Source organism: Paenibacillus sp. FSL H3-0321 (assembly GCF_038002865.1).
In the GTDB taxonomy this organism is placed as follows: domain Bacteria; phylum Bacillota; class Bacilli; order Paenibacillales; family Paenibacillaceae; genus Paenibacillus_AQ.
On the sequence record NZ_JBBODH010000001.1, the window covers coordinates 2,019,881 to 2,035,130 of the forward strand.

10 protein-coding genes are annotated in these 15,250 nt (G+C 51.2%); all 10 read right to left on the bottom strand.

The window, feature by feature from the left end; translation table 11 throughout:
* Positions 1-2: 2 nt before the first annotated feature.
* Entirely contained in the window at positions 3-1,490 is a 1,488-nt protein-coding gene (locus MHI45_RS09015; RefSeq protein WP_076113969.1) for a glycoside hydrolase family 43 protein, read from the bottom strand.
* A gap of 27 nt (positions 1,491-1,517) precedes the next feature.
* Positions 1,518-2,399: a carbohydrate ABC transporter permease gene (locus MHI45_RS09020; protein WP_076113968.1), complete on the bottom strand. Its 882-nt coding sequence runs from the start codon at positions 2,397-2,399 to the stop codon at positions 1,518-1,520.
* Between the two features lie 12 nt (positions 2,400-2,411).
* A complete protein-coding gene (locus tag MHI45_RS09025; RefSeq protein ID WP_076113967.1) occupies positions 2,412-3,311 on the bottom strand; it encodes an ABC transporter permease in 900 nt (299 codons plus the stop codon).
* An 86-nt stretch (positions 3,312-3,397) separates the two neighbouring features.
* Positions 3,398-5,059, bottom strand: a complete 1,662-nt coding sequence (locus MHI45_RS09030) for an extracellular solute-binding protein (RefSeq protein WP_076113966.1) — start codon at positions 5,057-5,059, stop codon at positions 3,398-3,400.
* A 107-nt stretch (positions 5,060-5,166) separates the two neighbouring features.
* Entirely contained in the window at positions 5,167-6,831 is a 1,665-nt protein-coding gene (locus tag MHI45_RS09035; RefSeq protein WP_076113965.1) for a response regulator, read from the bottom strand.
* Between the two features lies 1 nt (position 6,832).
* A complete protein-coding gene (locus tag MHI45_RS09040) occupies positions 6,833-8,566 on the bottom strand; it encodes a sensor histidine kinase (RefSeq protein WP_076113964.1) in 1,734 nt (577 codons plus the stop codon).
* Positions 8,567-8,905: 339 nt separating this feature from the next.
* Positions 8,906-10,861, bottom strand: coding sequence for a sigma-54-dependent Fis family transcriptional regulator (locus tag MHI45_RS09045; RefSeq protein ID WP_341118979.1), 1,956 nt, complete (start codon positions 10,859-10,861; stop codon positions 8,906-8,908).
* Positions 10,862-10,892: 31 nt separating this feature from the next.
* Positions 10,893-12,167, bottom strand: a complete 1,275-nt coding sequence (gene rpoN / locus MHI45_RS09050; RefSeq protein WP_179091865.1) for an RNA polymerase factor sigma-54 — start codon at positions 12,165-12,167, stop codon at positions 10,893-10,895.
* Between the two features lie 186 nt (positions 12,168-12,353).
* The gene (lpdA, locus tag MHI45_RS09055; RefSeq protein WP_076113961.1) at positions 12,354-13,742 is read right to left on the bottom strand and encodes a dihydrolipoyl dehydrogenase; all 1,389 of its coding nucleotides are present in this window, start codon (positions 13,740-13,742) and stop codon (positions 12,354-12,356) included.
* Positions 13,743-13,883: 141 nt separating this feature from the next.
* On the bottom strand, positions 13,884-15,233 hold the full coding sequence (locus MHI45_RS09060; RefSeq protein WP_076113960.1) for a dihydrolipoamide acetyltransferase family protein: 1,350 nt from the start codon (positions 15,231-15,233) through the stop codon (positions 13,884-13,886).
* Positions 15,234-15,250 lie beyond the last annotated feature (17 nt).

Below are 15,250 nucleotides of genomic sequence, written 5' to 3' on the forward strand. Positions count from 1 at the left end.
TGCTATGCACCGCCTCTATGAACGTCATATTGAAACCACTTGAAATCTGCGTTCCCGCCTGTTACTTCGCTCGTATAGCTGAACAAGCCCAGACGCGCCCCCTTCCAGAACCCCGGGAGCATAAGGCAAGGACCGCCGAACGGAATCCATTCCTCACCTAAGCTGAAGATAAACCGTGTCTCTCCGTCCAGATCAATCAGGCTTCCCAGTTTCACCGTCTCTCCTGCCAGCTTTGGACCGTGAAACACGGTTCCGCCCGTGACTGCACGCAGATAGATTCCTTCCGGCTCCGAGACTGCCCCGATCCAGTTCTCCTCCCGGGCGCATAGAAAAGCAAACCCGGCGCGCTGGCCGGTCTTCATGGCACCGATGAACAATTCGGTGCTTGCTGTCCCTCGTTGGCCGATGATTTTTTGGGTCAGCGTGTTCCTGGCATGCAGCAAATCCCGTGCCTTAAGCGCCTGCAGCCGCAACCCGTTCTTCGTGAGCGACCAGTTTCCATGGACTGGATTGTGATTCCATTGCCACTGCAAGCCCAGCTCCGGCCCGAGAAAATCATCCGATGTGGCAGGCAGCGCGGGCAAATGGCTTCCGGCGATACCCGGTTTGGCATAGATGTCAACGGGTTCTCCGTTCATGCCAATAACCGGCCAATCGTCCTCCCAGCGCACTGGCTGGAGATGGCAGACTCTCCCCAAAGCACCGCTGCTATTGAAATGCAGAAACCAGGTTTCGCCGTTTCTGAGTTCCACAATCGCACCCTGATGCGGACCGTTAACCGCAGTAGCCCCCTGCTGCAGAACCACCTTTCGTTCGTACGGTCCATACAGGCTGCCGGAACGCAGGACGGTCTGCCATCCGGTCTCTACCCCGCCCTCGGGAATGATGAAATAATAATATCCGTTCCTTTTATAAATCTTGGTCCCTTCCGCAATTTTACCGACGTAAACGATCGTCCCTGGATCGAGCAGACGTTTCCCGTCCTTACTCATGCGGTGAAGGACGATCGGCCCTGCCCCTACGGTACTATGTCCAAGATAGGCCTGGCCATCCTCATCCCAGAAGGGGCAAGGATCTTCCCAGCCGGATATCCGGGCCACTTCATGAAGCGGCTCCCAGGGTCCGGCAGGATGGGAAGCTGAACTCATGTAAAGACCTTCATCCGGTGTGCAGAAGTAAACATAGAAACGTCCGTCATAATAACGGATTGCAGGCGCCCAGCTTCCTTTGGCGTATCCGCGCATTTCGTCATAGGCCGGGTCGATATCCAGCCGTTCGTACACTTTCCCGGTCAAACTCCAGTTCACCAGATCTTTTGAATGAAACACCTGCATGCCCATAAAATGAAAGTCCGAGCATACCATATAGAAATCGTCGCCCACGCGAATGACATCGGGATCGGAAACATCCGCATTCAGCACAGGATTGCGATAATAGCCATTGCCCAAATCTCCCCAGCGGGGCCATTCAGCCAGGTCGTGTATATTCACAAATTCCTCTCCTTGTCGTCTAGCAGATTATCCTTTGACGCTGCCCATCACTAGCCCCTTCATAAAATACTTCTGCAGAAATGGATACACGATGAGGATTGGAAATGCCGCCAGAAACACTTGCGCCGCCTTAAAGGTTCTATCCGAAATCGCAGACATATCCAGCAGATCATTTGTGGTGGCTGTGCTCGGATCTACATTGATAATGATCGTCTGCAGATAACTTTGCAGCGGGTAATTCGTGGTGGAGTTCATATAGATTAGACCGTCAAACCATGAATTCCAGTGAAATACGACTATGAACAAGGTAATCGTCGCCACGGCGGGCTTGGATAAGGGAAGATAAATGCTCCACAATGTCCGCCAGTGGCCTGCACCGTCCATATTGGCCGCTTCCTCAATCTCTTTCGGCAGCTCGCGGAAGAAGTTCATCAGCAGAATAACATTGAAGACCGAGACGGCAGAGGGCAGAACTAAAGCCCAGAGTGTATCCAGCAGCCCCACTGATTTTATCGTCATATAAGTCGGGATCAGCCCCCCGTGGAACAGCATGGTAACAATGAAGAACCAGGCGTAGATATTGCGCGAGCGCAGCACCTGCTTCTCTTTGGACAGCGGATAAGCAATCAGAATGCTTACGGTCATGCTGATGGCATAACCCAGCCCCACCCTCTTGAGCGATACGAGAAACCCGTCGAGAAATTCATGTTTGGTCAAGGCAAACTTATAGGATGCGATCGTGAAATCTACGGGCCACAGCTTCACATAACCTGCCGCCGCTGCACTGCTGGAGCTGAAGGAAATCGCCAGCACGTTGATCAGCGGCAGAATGCAGGCAATGGCGGTCACACTCAGTAATATATAATTCACAATCAGAAATACTCTTCTACTGGCAGTTAACTTGTGCAATTCCTCTCCCCCTTAAAAGATTCGATATCCGGCATACCGGTTGGCCAGCTTGTTGGAGACGACAATCAGGACCAGTGAGATCACCGATTTGAACAGTCCGACGGACGTGGCAACCCCGTATTGCGCTTCCACCAAACCAAGCCTGTACACAAAGGTATCAATAATATCACCGGTGCTGTATACCATGGGGCTGTAGAGATTAAAGACCTGTTCAAAACCTGCGTTGAGCACATTCCCGAGACTCAGTACCGTCATCAGCGTAATTATGGGAAGCATACCCGGCAGGGTGACATTCAGCATTTGCTTCCAGCGGCTCGCGCCATCCACGGTGGCAGCTTCATACAGACTCTGGTCAATCCCCGTCAGGGCCGCTAGATAAACGATAGTGCCGTAGCCGAATCCTTTCCAGGTGTCGGTTAGAACCAGTGTAAAGGGGAACCATTGGTCATTGCCCAGGAAGAAGATCGGCTTCATCCCGAACATCCCCAGAAACTGGTTGACGATTCCGCTGGAGGGGGACAGAATATCAATGAGTATTCCACCCAGAATGACCCACGACAAAAAATAAGGGAAGTAAATAGTCGTTTGAATCGTGCGTTTGAACAGCGCTCCGGAAACCTCATTGAGCAGCAGGGCGAAGATGATCGGAATCACCAGACCGGCAATGATTTTTAGAACGGCTATAAAAATCGTATTCCACAGCACACTTGTGAAGTTCGGCATATCAAGCATATAGCGGAAATTATCAAGCCCGATCCATTTCGAATGGAAGATTCCCTTGGAAGGCACAAATTTCTGAAAAGCGATTACAATTCCCAGGATAGGAATATAACTGAACACAAGAGTCAGAATCACTCCGGGCAGCAGCATCAGATGCAGCGGCAACGACTTCAGCTTGTTTCGGGTACCCATCTACTCAAACCCTCCATTTCTACCGCATCCCTGCCTTCCGGGGGAAAGGCGGCCTTTCTCCCGGAAGACATGAACTGCCAGCGGCTTTATTTATTTTTCTCCGCCCATTCATTGATTTCTTTCGTAATCTGATCTCCACCGAGCTTGGTCCAGTCCTCCACAAATTTGTCGAAGGTATCAATGGACTGTCCCATCACGATCTTGGTGAAGACCTCCTCCTCCATCTTCTGGAGTGTGGCATTCTTCTCGACCATGGTGGCGGTTGGAGAACCGTAGAAGGCGTCGAAGATATAATTTTCATCGTTTACATATTTGTCTATGACATCAAAGCTGCTTGGCGAACCGAAGACGCGCTCTGTTCCCCAATTGGATCTGTCTCCGCTGCGGTAGGACATAATCCGCTCATAATACCCTTTCTCTTCCGCTGACAAACTGGAAGGATCACCTGCTTCAATTGCTTTTATTGCGTTGTTATGCGCATTTAAATTCTTCTTGGCAGGGTCGGCGGCAATCAAATTGTACAGATACACCGGAACATTATTCTCGCTGATGCCGAATTCCGAATTGGATTCCGCATTCTCGTCATAGCCCTGCATGCCGAAGTTCAGCAGCTTGAAGATCGCTTCCGGATGTTTGCTGTCCTTGCTGACTCCATAGTAAGTGGTAATCGGCATGATACCAATCGGCGTTGCCGGCTTATTGTCGGATGAGAGTATAGGGAGCGCTTTCCATTCGGCGTTCGGATCATTGTCCACATTTTTCTGAATGACCGACAGTGGCGCAGACATGGAGCCATAGAATAACCCTACCTTGCCGGCAGCCACCGATTCGGTTACCTTTGCACGGTCCTTGACACCGAATTCCTGATCAAGCATTCCCGCCGCGTATAAATCCTGAAGCTCTTTCAACGCCGTTTTGACTCCCGGCTGAACACTGCCGTATACCAGCTGGCCGGACGAATCCTTCACCCATTTGCCCGGGTAGACATGATACCCTGAGAAAAATCCCGAAGTTCCAAAATGCGAGTCGGTTAAAAAAGTCTTGGTGAGCGCAAGCCCGAAGGTGTCCGCTTTTCCGTTGCCGTCCGGATCCTTCTGGGTGAAGGCTTCGGCGACCGCCATCGCGTCCTGCATTGTCTTCGGCTCGGAAAGCCCAAGCTTATTCAGCCAATCGGTACGCACATACAGGATCGGCAGACCGTCTACAGCAGAAGAAGTCCGCGGCAGCGCCATCAGTCTTCCGCCAATCTTGGCCGTATTGAAGCTGGCTTCATCCTGAAGCATGATCTTCTTGGATAAAGGTGAAGCGTATTTCTCGAACAGATCGGTCAAATCATACAGCATATCGTTCTCTGCTAAATCAGTAAGCTGCTTATTCTTCAGCCACATGATATCCGGCAAATCCCCGGACGCTATCGAGACGTTCATTTTCTGGTCAAACTGTTCGACCGGCACTGTCCAGTCGTATTTGAGATTGATGCCCAGATCGCTGGCATAAGTACGTGTATAGATATTGTCTTCTATGGTATCGCTATTCTCGTATTTGTAAGTCGATTCCGTATATCTCCAGGCGGTCACGTCAACAGGCGGATCATATTTGGCGTTGATATCAATGGTGGTGCTCTCAGAGTTCGCACTGTTCTTATCGGTTTCCGCCGAGTTGCCGCCTCCGTTGCTGCATGCGGCAAGCATAAGCATTCCCGCCGCGCTGAGAAGCGTCAGGCTTTTGATTTTTTGATTTGTCTTCATTTGAACCTCCCTGATGAATGTACTATTGCTGGGCCCCCGGTACTTTCAATGATAGATGTGTTACCGCTTTCATTCAATATTCATCTGTTTACTTTTGAATCCGCTGTTTACCTACTCAGCACAAGCGAACGGTATTCCTGCGGTGTCATGTTTATGCTCTTGCGGAAGGAGCGGGTGAAGTTGGTAGCTGTTCCATAGCCCACAAGCTCGGCTACCTCCTGAATTTTGATGTCAGGATTGCCCAGCAGCTGCTTGGCTTTATTCATACGCGCACTGCTGATGTATTCGGAAAGATTGATCTCGGTAACCTGCTTGAACAGCCTGGAAAGATAAGAAGGATTAAAGAATACGAGCTCCGCCAGCCGGACCAGTGAAATTTCATCGGGATCATGCAGGTGTTCCAGAATATGCTTCTGAACAATCAGGATCACCGCTGTTGCTCTTCTTTCTTCCTCCTGGCTCTGCAGACTGAACAGCAGCTCGCCAACCTGAATCAGATATCCGAAGGCTTCCTGCCAGGACTCATGTTCACCGGGCTGCATGAGCTTATGCATACCCACCTTTGCCGCCACAGTGTCCACCAGATCCCACCGGTTCATGTACGTCAGAAAGACCAGACCGATGGCATAATACACCTCCATCGCCGGGGTGTAATGCATGCTGTCGACAGCGGCGAAGGTGAAGGCGCACTCCTGCAGGGTCTTCTCAAACTCCTCGCGTTGCCCGTGCTCCAGCTGATCGCGAAGCTGCTCCAGCCGGGAATGGCGGAATGACGGCTTCTTGGCGCCCCATTTCTCCGCCTGCCGCATCTCCTGCCGGATCAGCTGTTTGTCGAGCAGCAGCATTCCGCTGCCCTGTCCAATCCGGTAGTTCATCAGCATCTGCAGGATAGAAAACCGTTCTGCGGCTTGCTCCCAGCTTACCGGACTGTCATCCAGCACGAACGATAGCACCTCGCCCACGGACTCACGGCAGGCCAGCTGAATCAATTCCAGATTCCCCTTGATATAGGTCAGAACCTGATCCCATCCATCTGCCGCAGCATGACCCGGCAAGGGCTGTATTAACCAGATGAGGTCGGATTTCTCATTCACCGTCTCCACATATACGGCATGCGCGGAGATATATTGTCCGGCAATCCGCTTGATCCGGTAGAGCTGGCTGGTTCTATAAGAATACATGGATTTGTTCTGGAAGCTGTTGACTCTGCCGAGCAGAATTAGCACGGACTCATCCGCTCGCAGCGGCAACCCCAGTTCGTCCAGCTGCTGCTGATTGATTTCCCGGATATTCAGCTGCTCGTTCAATATCCCTTTCACATAATCGTTCTGCATCATTTCACGGGTTGTGTACAGCTGTTCCTGAGCCTGCTTCAGAAGCGACTCATTTTTCAGTTCCAGCTCAATCTCCCTGACGGACTGCCCGACCACCTCAATGACCTTTTCATAGCCCTCCGTTTTCAGCAGATAGCTTACACCGTCATACTGAATGGCGGAATAAATATAAGAGAACTCATTATGGCCGGTCAGGAAAATAACTTTGCAGGTCGGCCATTTCTCCCTGATCTTGTCCAGAAGCTGCAAGCCGCTGATGCCCGGCATCCGGATATCGCTAAGGACAATATCAAACCGTGTCCGGTCAAACAGACGGACCGCCTCTTCCCCCGAATAGGCTTTATACACGTCAAGCTCCAAATTCGGCAGGTATCTCAGAACCTCATATAATCCGTCGGCAATAATCTTCTCATCGTCCACAACCAAAAGTCTGAACATGTTATGCCCCCCTCTCCGCAAGCATAATGCGGATCGTTATCTTCAGGCCGCCAAGCCCGCTCTGCTCCAGCAGCAATCCGCTGCCTTCACCAAATTTCAGCCGGATGCGCAGATGAATATTAAGCATTCCGGTAGTTTCCACATCATTGCCAGCCAAGGATTGTCTTAGGCGAATAAGCTGTTCCTCGCTTAACTCGCTGCCGTTGTCTTCCACAATCATTTGCAGCTCATCCGCCAGATGCTGAAACCGGACCCGCAGGATCCCGTTCATTGATCTTTGCTCCAAGCCATGTTTGAACGCGTTTTCAATAAGGGGCTGCAGGATTAGCCTTGGCACCATAAGCTCGCTAAGGGTTGCCGGCAGCTCACCGAATTCAATTTGATTGCGGTTGGAGAAGCGGGTGGACTGGATTTCCGCGTAGACCTTCGCATGCTTCACTTCATCGGCAAGGGTCACTTCCTCCGCATGGCTCCGCGTGATGAACTGAAAATAGACGCCGAGCTGGTTGGTGAATTGCTCCAGATTCTCGTTGTCTCCAAGCCGGGCCATAGTGTTGAGAATAAAAAAGCTGTTATACAAAAAATGGGGATTAATCTGGGACTGCAGCTGTTTAAGCTCCGCCCGGTGTGTCAGAATCTGCTGTTTATAGACCTGGTCAACCAGAGACTCCAGATTCTCCAGCATGCTGTTGAAGCGGGCATAAATGTACCGGAACTCATCGTCAACATCATGATCGATCCGCACAGTGAGATCCTCATGCTCCACCCTGCGGAAGGCTTTGACCAGATGAAGCAGCGGCTTGTGGATGTACTTATAAGCGTAGAGAGAGTACATTACAATAATCATCACAGATAACGCCGCGAGCAGCAGGAACCAGTTCTTGAACTTGTCCAGCGGCGCAAAGACCGCGTTTACCGGAACATATTTGCTCAGCACTGCGTCAAAAAACGGGGAATAGGCATATACCGCCAAATAACGGGCATTCGCGAAGTTCATCGTTCTGACCAGATTCTGTTCTGAATGTTTGGACAAGATATCCGCAATCATGGGATCGGGTCTGACTCCGCCGCTTGTGGAGATCGTATATTCCGGATTGATCAGCATGAGCAGCTCGTCGGATGAGTTCACCAGCTTCTTAAGATTCTCATTCAGCTTGCTTTTGGAAAATTCAACAGACAGGATAAACTGAGGTTTTCTGCTGCCCCCCGGTGAAGTTGTGGGATAGGCTGCACTTATGAAGAGCCTGCCGTTCATATCCCGGAGCTGCGATCCCGTTGAATCCATGGCAAGCTTCAGCCCGTCCATTTCCTCCTGATTAAAGGCAGATACGGTCAAAGCCGAGATCTTTTTCTGAACCGACGGGATGTAAGCGTACACATCAATGATGTAAGTGCTGCTGTTCCGTATCGCATTGAGCCGCTGCTGCAATCTCAGGATGCTTTCCATCCGTTCAATGTTGTTCATAGATTCGGGAATGGAGCCGAGGGCATTCAGATTGTTATCGGTCAGACAATCATACTGCAGCAGCTGGATTCTGCGGAATTCCTGTTCCAGATTGCCAAAATATTGCGATACCTGCGAACTCATGGACCTCGAAATCTCCGACTTCAACGTATGAACGCCCCAGTTATAAATAATCATGCTGAGGATAAAAAGCGGCAGCAGAATGCAAATAAATGATAATATCAGCCTTCGAAACACATTTTTCTTCCATGGAAATTTCCTTATGTTCATTTCGCCCTCCACTCTGGTGCTGTTTTTCTTCACTTTGTTTTTTAACACATCGAAGCTTCAGAAGGCAATGTAAAATAAAAAAAGCTTACTGGAACGTTAGGTGTTTCCTATAAGTCTATCAAGCCTTTTCTAGATACCTTTCACGAAAAAAAGCAAAGGGAGCAACGCCTTCTATGGCGCTCCCTTTGCTTCAACCTGCTGTATAAATACAAATTGATTTACTATAAATCCGGGCTTGGAAGAACCAGTTCATCCAATGAAGTCCGGCTGAACAAATATGCTTAGACTAATTGATTCCCATCATAGGAAAGCGTATCAAAAATATCCTTTAAATTTGTCTTATTTGCTTATCTCATACTCCGTAATCTTCCGGTACATGGTCGATTTCCCTATGCCCAGCATTTTGGCTGCGGTCACAACATTGCCGCTGCAGGTTTGAAGCGCACTACAAATGCTCTCGATCTCTATCTGCTCCATTTTTTTGCCGGACGCCTCCCTTACAGGCTGCTGTGACACTGCCACACTACCGCTGTTGCTGTGCTGTACAGGTGTAATCCTTACGGGGGGCAAATCCAGATGGGTAATGCAAGCGAAGCTACACACATAATAAGCCCGCTGCACGGCATTCTGAAGCTCACGTGCATTTCCCTGCCACTCATAGCTCTGCAAGGCTTCCAGAAAGGAGGGGCTGAACTGCTTGGCCGGGCCGGGATGATCACGGTTGCACTTCGTCAGGAAAAGTCTCGCCAGCGGTGCAATATCCTCCCTGCGTTCCCTTAGCGGTGACAGCTTGATATTGATCACATTCAAGCGGTAATAGAGGTCGCTGCGATAGGATTTCAGGCTTACTTCCTCCACCAAATCGCGGTTGGTGGCCGCTATGACTCTTACATCCAGCGTCCGCTCATGCTTGCCGCCGATTCTGCGGACCTTATGGTTATCCAGAACACGGAGCAGCTTCGCCTGAATTTCCAGCGGCAGTTCCCCGATTTCATCCAGAAAAATAGTTCCCCCGTGCGCCAGCTCGAACTTCCCCGGATTGCCTTCCCGCAGCGCTCCCGTGAAGGAGCCCTTCTCGTAGCCGAACAGTTCGCTCTCCACAAGATCTTTAGGCAGCGCCGCACAGTTAATCGCAATAAAGGGGCCTCCGGCCCGCAGGCTGGCATTATGAATGGATTGGGCAAACAGCTCCTTTCCTGTTCCGCTCTCCCCTTCGATCAGCACAGTACAATTTGTCTTCGCAATTCTCTTGGCAAAAGCAATTTGTCCCTGCATATAGGAATTGTCCGTGATGATTTCCTCGAACCGGTAATTCGCCTTGAAGCCGGCCAATTGATTGACCTCTTTGCGCACCTGCCCGGCTTCCCTGATCGTGAGCGAAGCGCCAAGAATCTTCTCATCGAAGGTGAAGGGATAAATGTTCACCATGCAATCGATCTTGTTGCTGCCGACGGTGAGTGTACAGTCCGCGTAGCTTAAATGCCTCTCACCGGCAAATACACTGTCCAAATCGACCTCTTCCAGCAGTTCTTTGATGCATAAAGCTTCCATCTGTTCCAGGCTGAGCATAAAGATTGAGGCCAGTCTTTCATTAAAATGCCGTACGTGGTATTCGGTATCAATGACAAGCAGCCCGTCCTGCATCGACTGAAATACGGCATGCATCATCTGGCTCGTCTCCAGCATATGCAGCTGCTTCTCGATACTGCTGACCGCCGACACGACAACGCCGAACGTATGGGCATGCACATCTTCGGCCTTGCCCGACAGATCCAGACAGCCAATCACGTTGCCCCGGCTGTCATGAATCGGTGCGGCCGAGCAGGTCCAAGCATGGTGCGTTGTGCAATAATGCTCGCCGCCCAGCACCTGAACTTCATCATTGATAGCCAGTGCAGTGCCGACCGCATTGGTGCCCACACTGAGCTCATCCCACTTAGCCCCTTCCACGAAATTCACCTTGACACATTCCGGTTCAAGCTCCTTATTGAGCATCGTGTGCAGAAGCACCCCGTCCTGATCGGTCAAGACAATTGCGTATACAGTATCCTTAATGATCTGAAAGATACTGTTCATGACCGGCCCTGCAACGGAAAGAAGCTGCTTCTTCTCCAGTAAGCGGGAAGCCAGTTCCTCTTCTGACACCTGCATTCCCTTGCCGCGCATCGGATCGACTCCGGATTGGCGGCATCTTCTCCATGAAGCGGCTATTTCCGGCTTGGTCCCGGCGGCAATCTCCCCGCTGGATATGAAATGTTCCCAGTTCCCAAGCGATTGTGCATAGCTGATTCGCATGTCTACTGCTCCTTTCCGTTGCGTGCAGCATTTAAATCGGATAATCACGTCTGCCCGGGGCGGAGGCAATCCGCATGGATTCCCTATACTTGGCGACCGTCCGGCGGGAGAGGACCGCACCTTGCTCAAGCAGAAGCTCGGCGATTCTGCGGTCGCTATAGGCTGCCCGCTTATCTTCTCCCTCTATAATGTCACGGATGATTCTCTTCAAGGCATCCGGTGTCCAATCGGTATCTTCTCCCGTAATTCCGGAAGGAAAAAAATACTTTAACTCAAAGGTTCCCCATGTACACTGCACATATTTGCCCCGGATCGCCCGGCTCACCGTAGACTCATGAAGATCCAGTTCTTCAGCTATTCTGCCAAGGGTTAAGGGCATCAGATAATCCTGCCCTCTTTCGAAAAAAGGCCGCTGCAGCTTCAAAATTGCGCCAACCACGCTGCATAAAGTCACCTTGCGTTCTTCGATGCATTTCATGATCCAGCTAGCCTGTTCGTTCTTCTCCCGCAGATAGTTGCGTGTTTCTTCGTCTCCGCTCAGGCTGAACAAACGTTGATAGCTTTCGGCAAACGTAATCTGCGGGCACGACAAAGGATGCGGGGCGGCTTCGTACAAGCCGTTCTTCAACACAACGGATACATCCGGCACAATGTACACCGTTGATTCCCCATGATCAAAGGTATTGCCGGGGCGGGGATTCAAGGATTTAATCACATTGCAGGATTCCTTAATACTCTTTAGTGAAGTCTTCAATTCTTTGGCGACACGGACCAACTGATTACTGCCCAACTGCTCAAGATGGCGTTCAATCAGTTTCCGTAATAAGGGCGTCATTCTGCCGGTGTGTTCCAGTTGCAGCACCAGACATTCCTGCAAATTCCTGGCGCCGACTCCGTAAGGCTCCAAGGACTGAACGAATCTCAGTCCGGTTTCGATATCCTGACAGCCGACTCCCAGTCCGGCGGCCGTCTCCTCTACCCGTTCAACAAAATATCCCTTATCATCCAGGCAGCCGATCAGATAGGCCGCAAGAGACCGTTCCGTCTCAGGCAGCGAGAGCAGATTTAATTGCGACAACAGATGATCCTGCAGATTGTGCCGGGGACCGGCCACATATTGCAGCAAATGCTGGGTGCTCTTTCCGCTTCTGACCCTGCTGCCGCCTAATGAATATTGAACCTCAATCAGCGGATTTCCCTCTGACAACCGGTCCACATATTGCCCCAGCTCTTGCAAGTCCATTTGCAGTACCTCAAGGGATTGCCGCAGCCCCGGCGATAAACCCATTCGTTGCTTAGTATCCAAAGCAAGCCTCATTTGCTCACCCCTCGTCGTGTACACGCTTACATTATCTCTCTCTATTATAAATCGCCATAACGTCCAAAAAAGACAAATACGATGAACTTAGTATGACAATCCGCAGGGATATAAGGGATCGGCATAGTCTGTTCATCGTATTTGACATCTCTCTGGTGAATTGAAGGCTATACGTTAAACGTGAAGATGAATGGCCCGGTTATGAACGGCGTGCGCAGCTTCGTGCAACGATTCCGCAACTGTCGGATGGGCATGAATGGTGGTAACGACCTCATCCAGCGTTGCTTCAAGGCGAATAGCCAGCGCCCCTTCCACAATGATGTCCGTTGCCCGCGGTCCCGCAATATGCAGCCCCAGAATTTCATCATTGCCGGCGTCAACAACATACTTCACCAGCCCGTTGCTCTCACCCATGATCATGGATTTGGCATTGGCCTGTAGCGGAAATACCCCGGTCTTCACCTGAAATCCCTGCTGTATGGCCTCTGCCTCCGTCATTCCCACGGATGCCAGTTCGGGCCGTGTGTAGACACAGGCAGGCACTGTTCTGAAATCTATCGGCGATGGCTTACCCATAATCGCTTCCGCAGCAATCACCCCTTCTGCGGAGGCTACATGTGCCAGCATGATTCCTCCGTTGCAATCCCCGATAGCGTAGATGCCCGGTATGCTGGTCTCCATATTCCGGTTGACCTGGATTGCACCGCGTTTAATCTCCACCCCGATGTCCTCCAGTCCCAGGCCCGTAGTCACCGGCCGCCGGCCAATGGACAGCAGCACTTTGTCCGCCTCTATGACATGATGGCCGTTACCGGTGGAAGTGAGTACCCGCAATCCTGCCGCCGTCTGCTCGATTCTCTCCACTTTCGTCTCTGTGTGCATCTCAATGCCGGTGCTTGCGAATTCCTTCCGCAGGCACTGCACAATATCACGGTCCATGACCGCGATCAGTTCGGGCAGCATCTCGATAATCGTAACCTTGCAGCCCAAGCTGCTGTAGACACTGGCGAACTCACAACCGATTACCCCGCCGCCAATAATGCAGAGGCGCTCCGGTACCGCTGGGAGTGATAGCGCTTCATCACTTGTTATGACCCCTTCCAACTCTGCACCGGGAATAGGCACGATCGAGGGCTCTGAGCCGGTAGCGATAATCGCCCGGTCGAAGCCCAGCGTCCGGACACTGCCATCTGCTGCAGTAACTTCCAGTTCGCTGCTACTTGTAAATTTGCCTGAGCCGCTCAGCTTGGCAATCTTGTTTTTTTTGAGCAGTGTCTCGATGCCTCCAGTGTTTATTCTGATGATCTTATCTTTGCGTTTCTGCAACTGGCCCCAGTTCACAGAGACCTCGCCCGCTTCAATACCAAGCTCCTTGGCATCCCGCTTCAGGTGTGTATACAGCTCCGAGGTATGAAGCAGCACCTTGGTGGGTATACAGCCGACATTAAGGCAGGTCCCTCCCAGCGCCTTCTTCTCCACAAGTGTAACTTCCGCACCCAACTGCGCAGCCCTAATTGCGGCCACGTATCCGCCTGGGCCGCCTCCAAGCACAACGATCCTCATTGTTGTCCTCCTAAAAGTTTTGATAGCATAGGCTTTCTTATTTCACTTCGCAAAACTCGCTTCGGAAGCATACACCTAAGTTTTGATAGCATAGGCTTTCTGATTTCACTTCGCAAAACTGACTTCGGAAGCATACGCTTCTCACAGCAGCAGCAGTGCCGGTTTCTCTACATAGGCTTTGATTTTTTGCATAAATTGCGCTGCAACCGTTCCATCCACTGCTCTATGGTCAGCGGTCAGGCTGATGTTCATCAAGGGTCGGATGACAACTTCTCCATTGACTGCGACCGGAGTATTCACTATGGCATTGACGCCTAGAATAGCAACCTCAGGTTGATTGATAATCGGTGTGAAGGACTCCATTCCATACATTCCCAGATTGGTAATGGTAAAGGTGCCTCCCGTCATCTGCTCGGAGGTCAAGCTGTTATTTCTGGCTCCTGCCGCCAGCCGTTTCACTTCCTGCGATATTTCTGCCAGCCCTTTTTGCGCGGGATTCTTGACCACAGGAACAACTAGTCCTTCATCCAGTCCCACGGCTACGCCGATGTTGGCATAATTTCTCATGACAAGCTCGGTTCCCTCAATGGAGCAGTTCAGAAGTGGAAACTCCAGCAGGGACCTGGCTACAATACTGACCAGCAAATCTGTATAAGTAACCTTGAGCGTCTCCTTCAGCTGCTGTCTCAGCGCACCCAGGGCCGTTGTATCCAGCTTCATATTGTAGGTCACAGTCGGAGAAACCGCCTGGCTTTCCAGCATTCGTTTGGCGATGATTTTGCGCATGCTGTTCATCGGCACGCGTTTGACTTCCTGCACGGCGGCCTGTACTGCGGTCTGTACCGCTGTCTGATTGGAGGCTGCTGCGAAGGAGCGGATGTCTTCCTTCATAATTCTCCCTTCTTTATGGAGCCCGGAAAGATCAATTCCAAGCGCCGCCGCTTCCTTAGCCGCCGCCGGAGATATTTTCAATTTATCTACGGATCTGCTGCCGCCTTCTGCGGCATACTTGCGCACATCCCCTTCGGTAATCCTGCCCTGCGGCCCGCTCCCTTTCACCTGGTGCAGATCAACGGACAACAACCCGGCTGTCTTCTTCGCATACGGCGAAGCCTTGATTCTGCCCCCGGCAGCATGAAGCGACGTTTCACTGGAATCTGACGTAGCTGCTCCGGTATCAGCCAGAGCTCCGCCCTGTTCAGGAGCGGGAACTGCCGGCACCCCGCCCCCACTGAGCAGAGCGGAAATATCCTCACTGGCATTGCCTATGACAGCAACCGGCTGGAAAATCTCAACAGTGCCTTCCTCCACAATGATTTTCCGCAGTACACCGCCAACCTTTGCTTCAACTTCATTGGAGATTTTGTCGGTCTCCACATCAAACAGGATTTCCCCTTGGGCCACGGTGTCCCCTTCAGCTTTTCGCCAATTGGAGATTGTCCCCTCGGTCATAGTGAGCCCTAATTTGGGCATAACAATAAGTTCAGCCATTGTACACCTCCGCAAGT

What these genes read in the sequence shown, in the direction of transcription:
- MHI45_RS09030 (WP_076113966.1), bottom strand. Translation starts at nt 5,059, where the DNA reads ATGAAGACAAATCAAAAAATCAAAAGCCTGACGCTTCTCAGCGCGGCG.
- lpdA (WP_076113961.1), bottom strand. Translation starts at nt 13,742, where the DNA reads ATGAGGATCGTTGTGCTTGGAGGCGGCCCAGGCGGATACGTGGCCGCA.
- MHI45_RS09040 (WP_076113964.1), bottom strand. Translation starts at nt 8,566, where the DNA reads ATGAACATAAGGAAATTTCCATGGAAGAAAAATGTGTTTCGAAGGCTG.
- MHI45_RS09025 (WP_076113967.1), bottom strand. Translation starts at nt 3,311, where the DNA reads ATGGGTACCCGAAACAAGCTGAAGTCGTTGCCGCTGCATCTGATGCTG.
- MHI45_RS09035 (WP_076113965.1), bottom strand. Translation starts at nt 6,831, where the DNA reads ATGTTCAGACTTTTGGTTGTGGACGATGAGAAGATTATTGCCGACGGA.
- MHI45_RS09060 (WP_076113960.1), bottom strand. Translation starts at nt 15,233, where the DNA reads ATGGCTGAACTTATTGTTATGCCCAAATTAGGGCTCACTATGACCGAG.
- MHI45_RS09045 (WP_341118979.1), bottom strand. Translation starts at nt 10,861, where the DNA reads ATGCGAATCAGCTATGCACAATCGCTTGGGAACTGGGAACATTTCATA.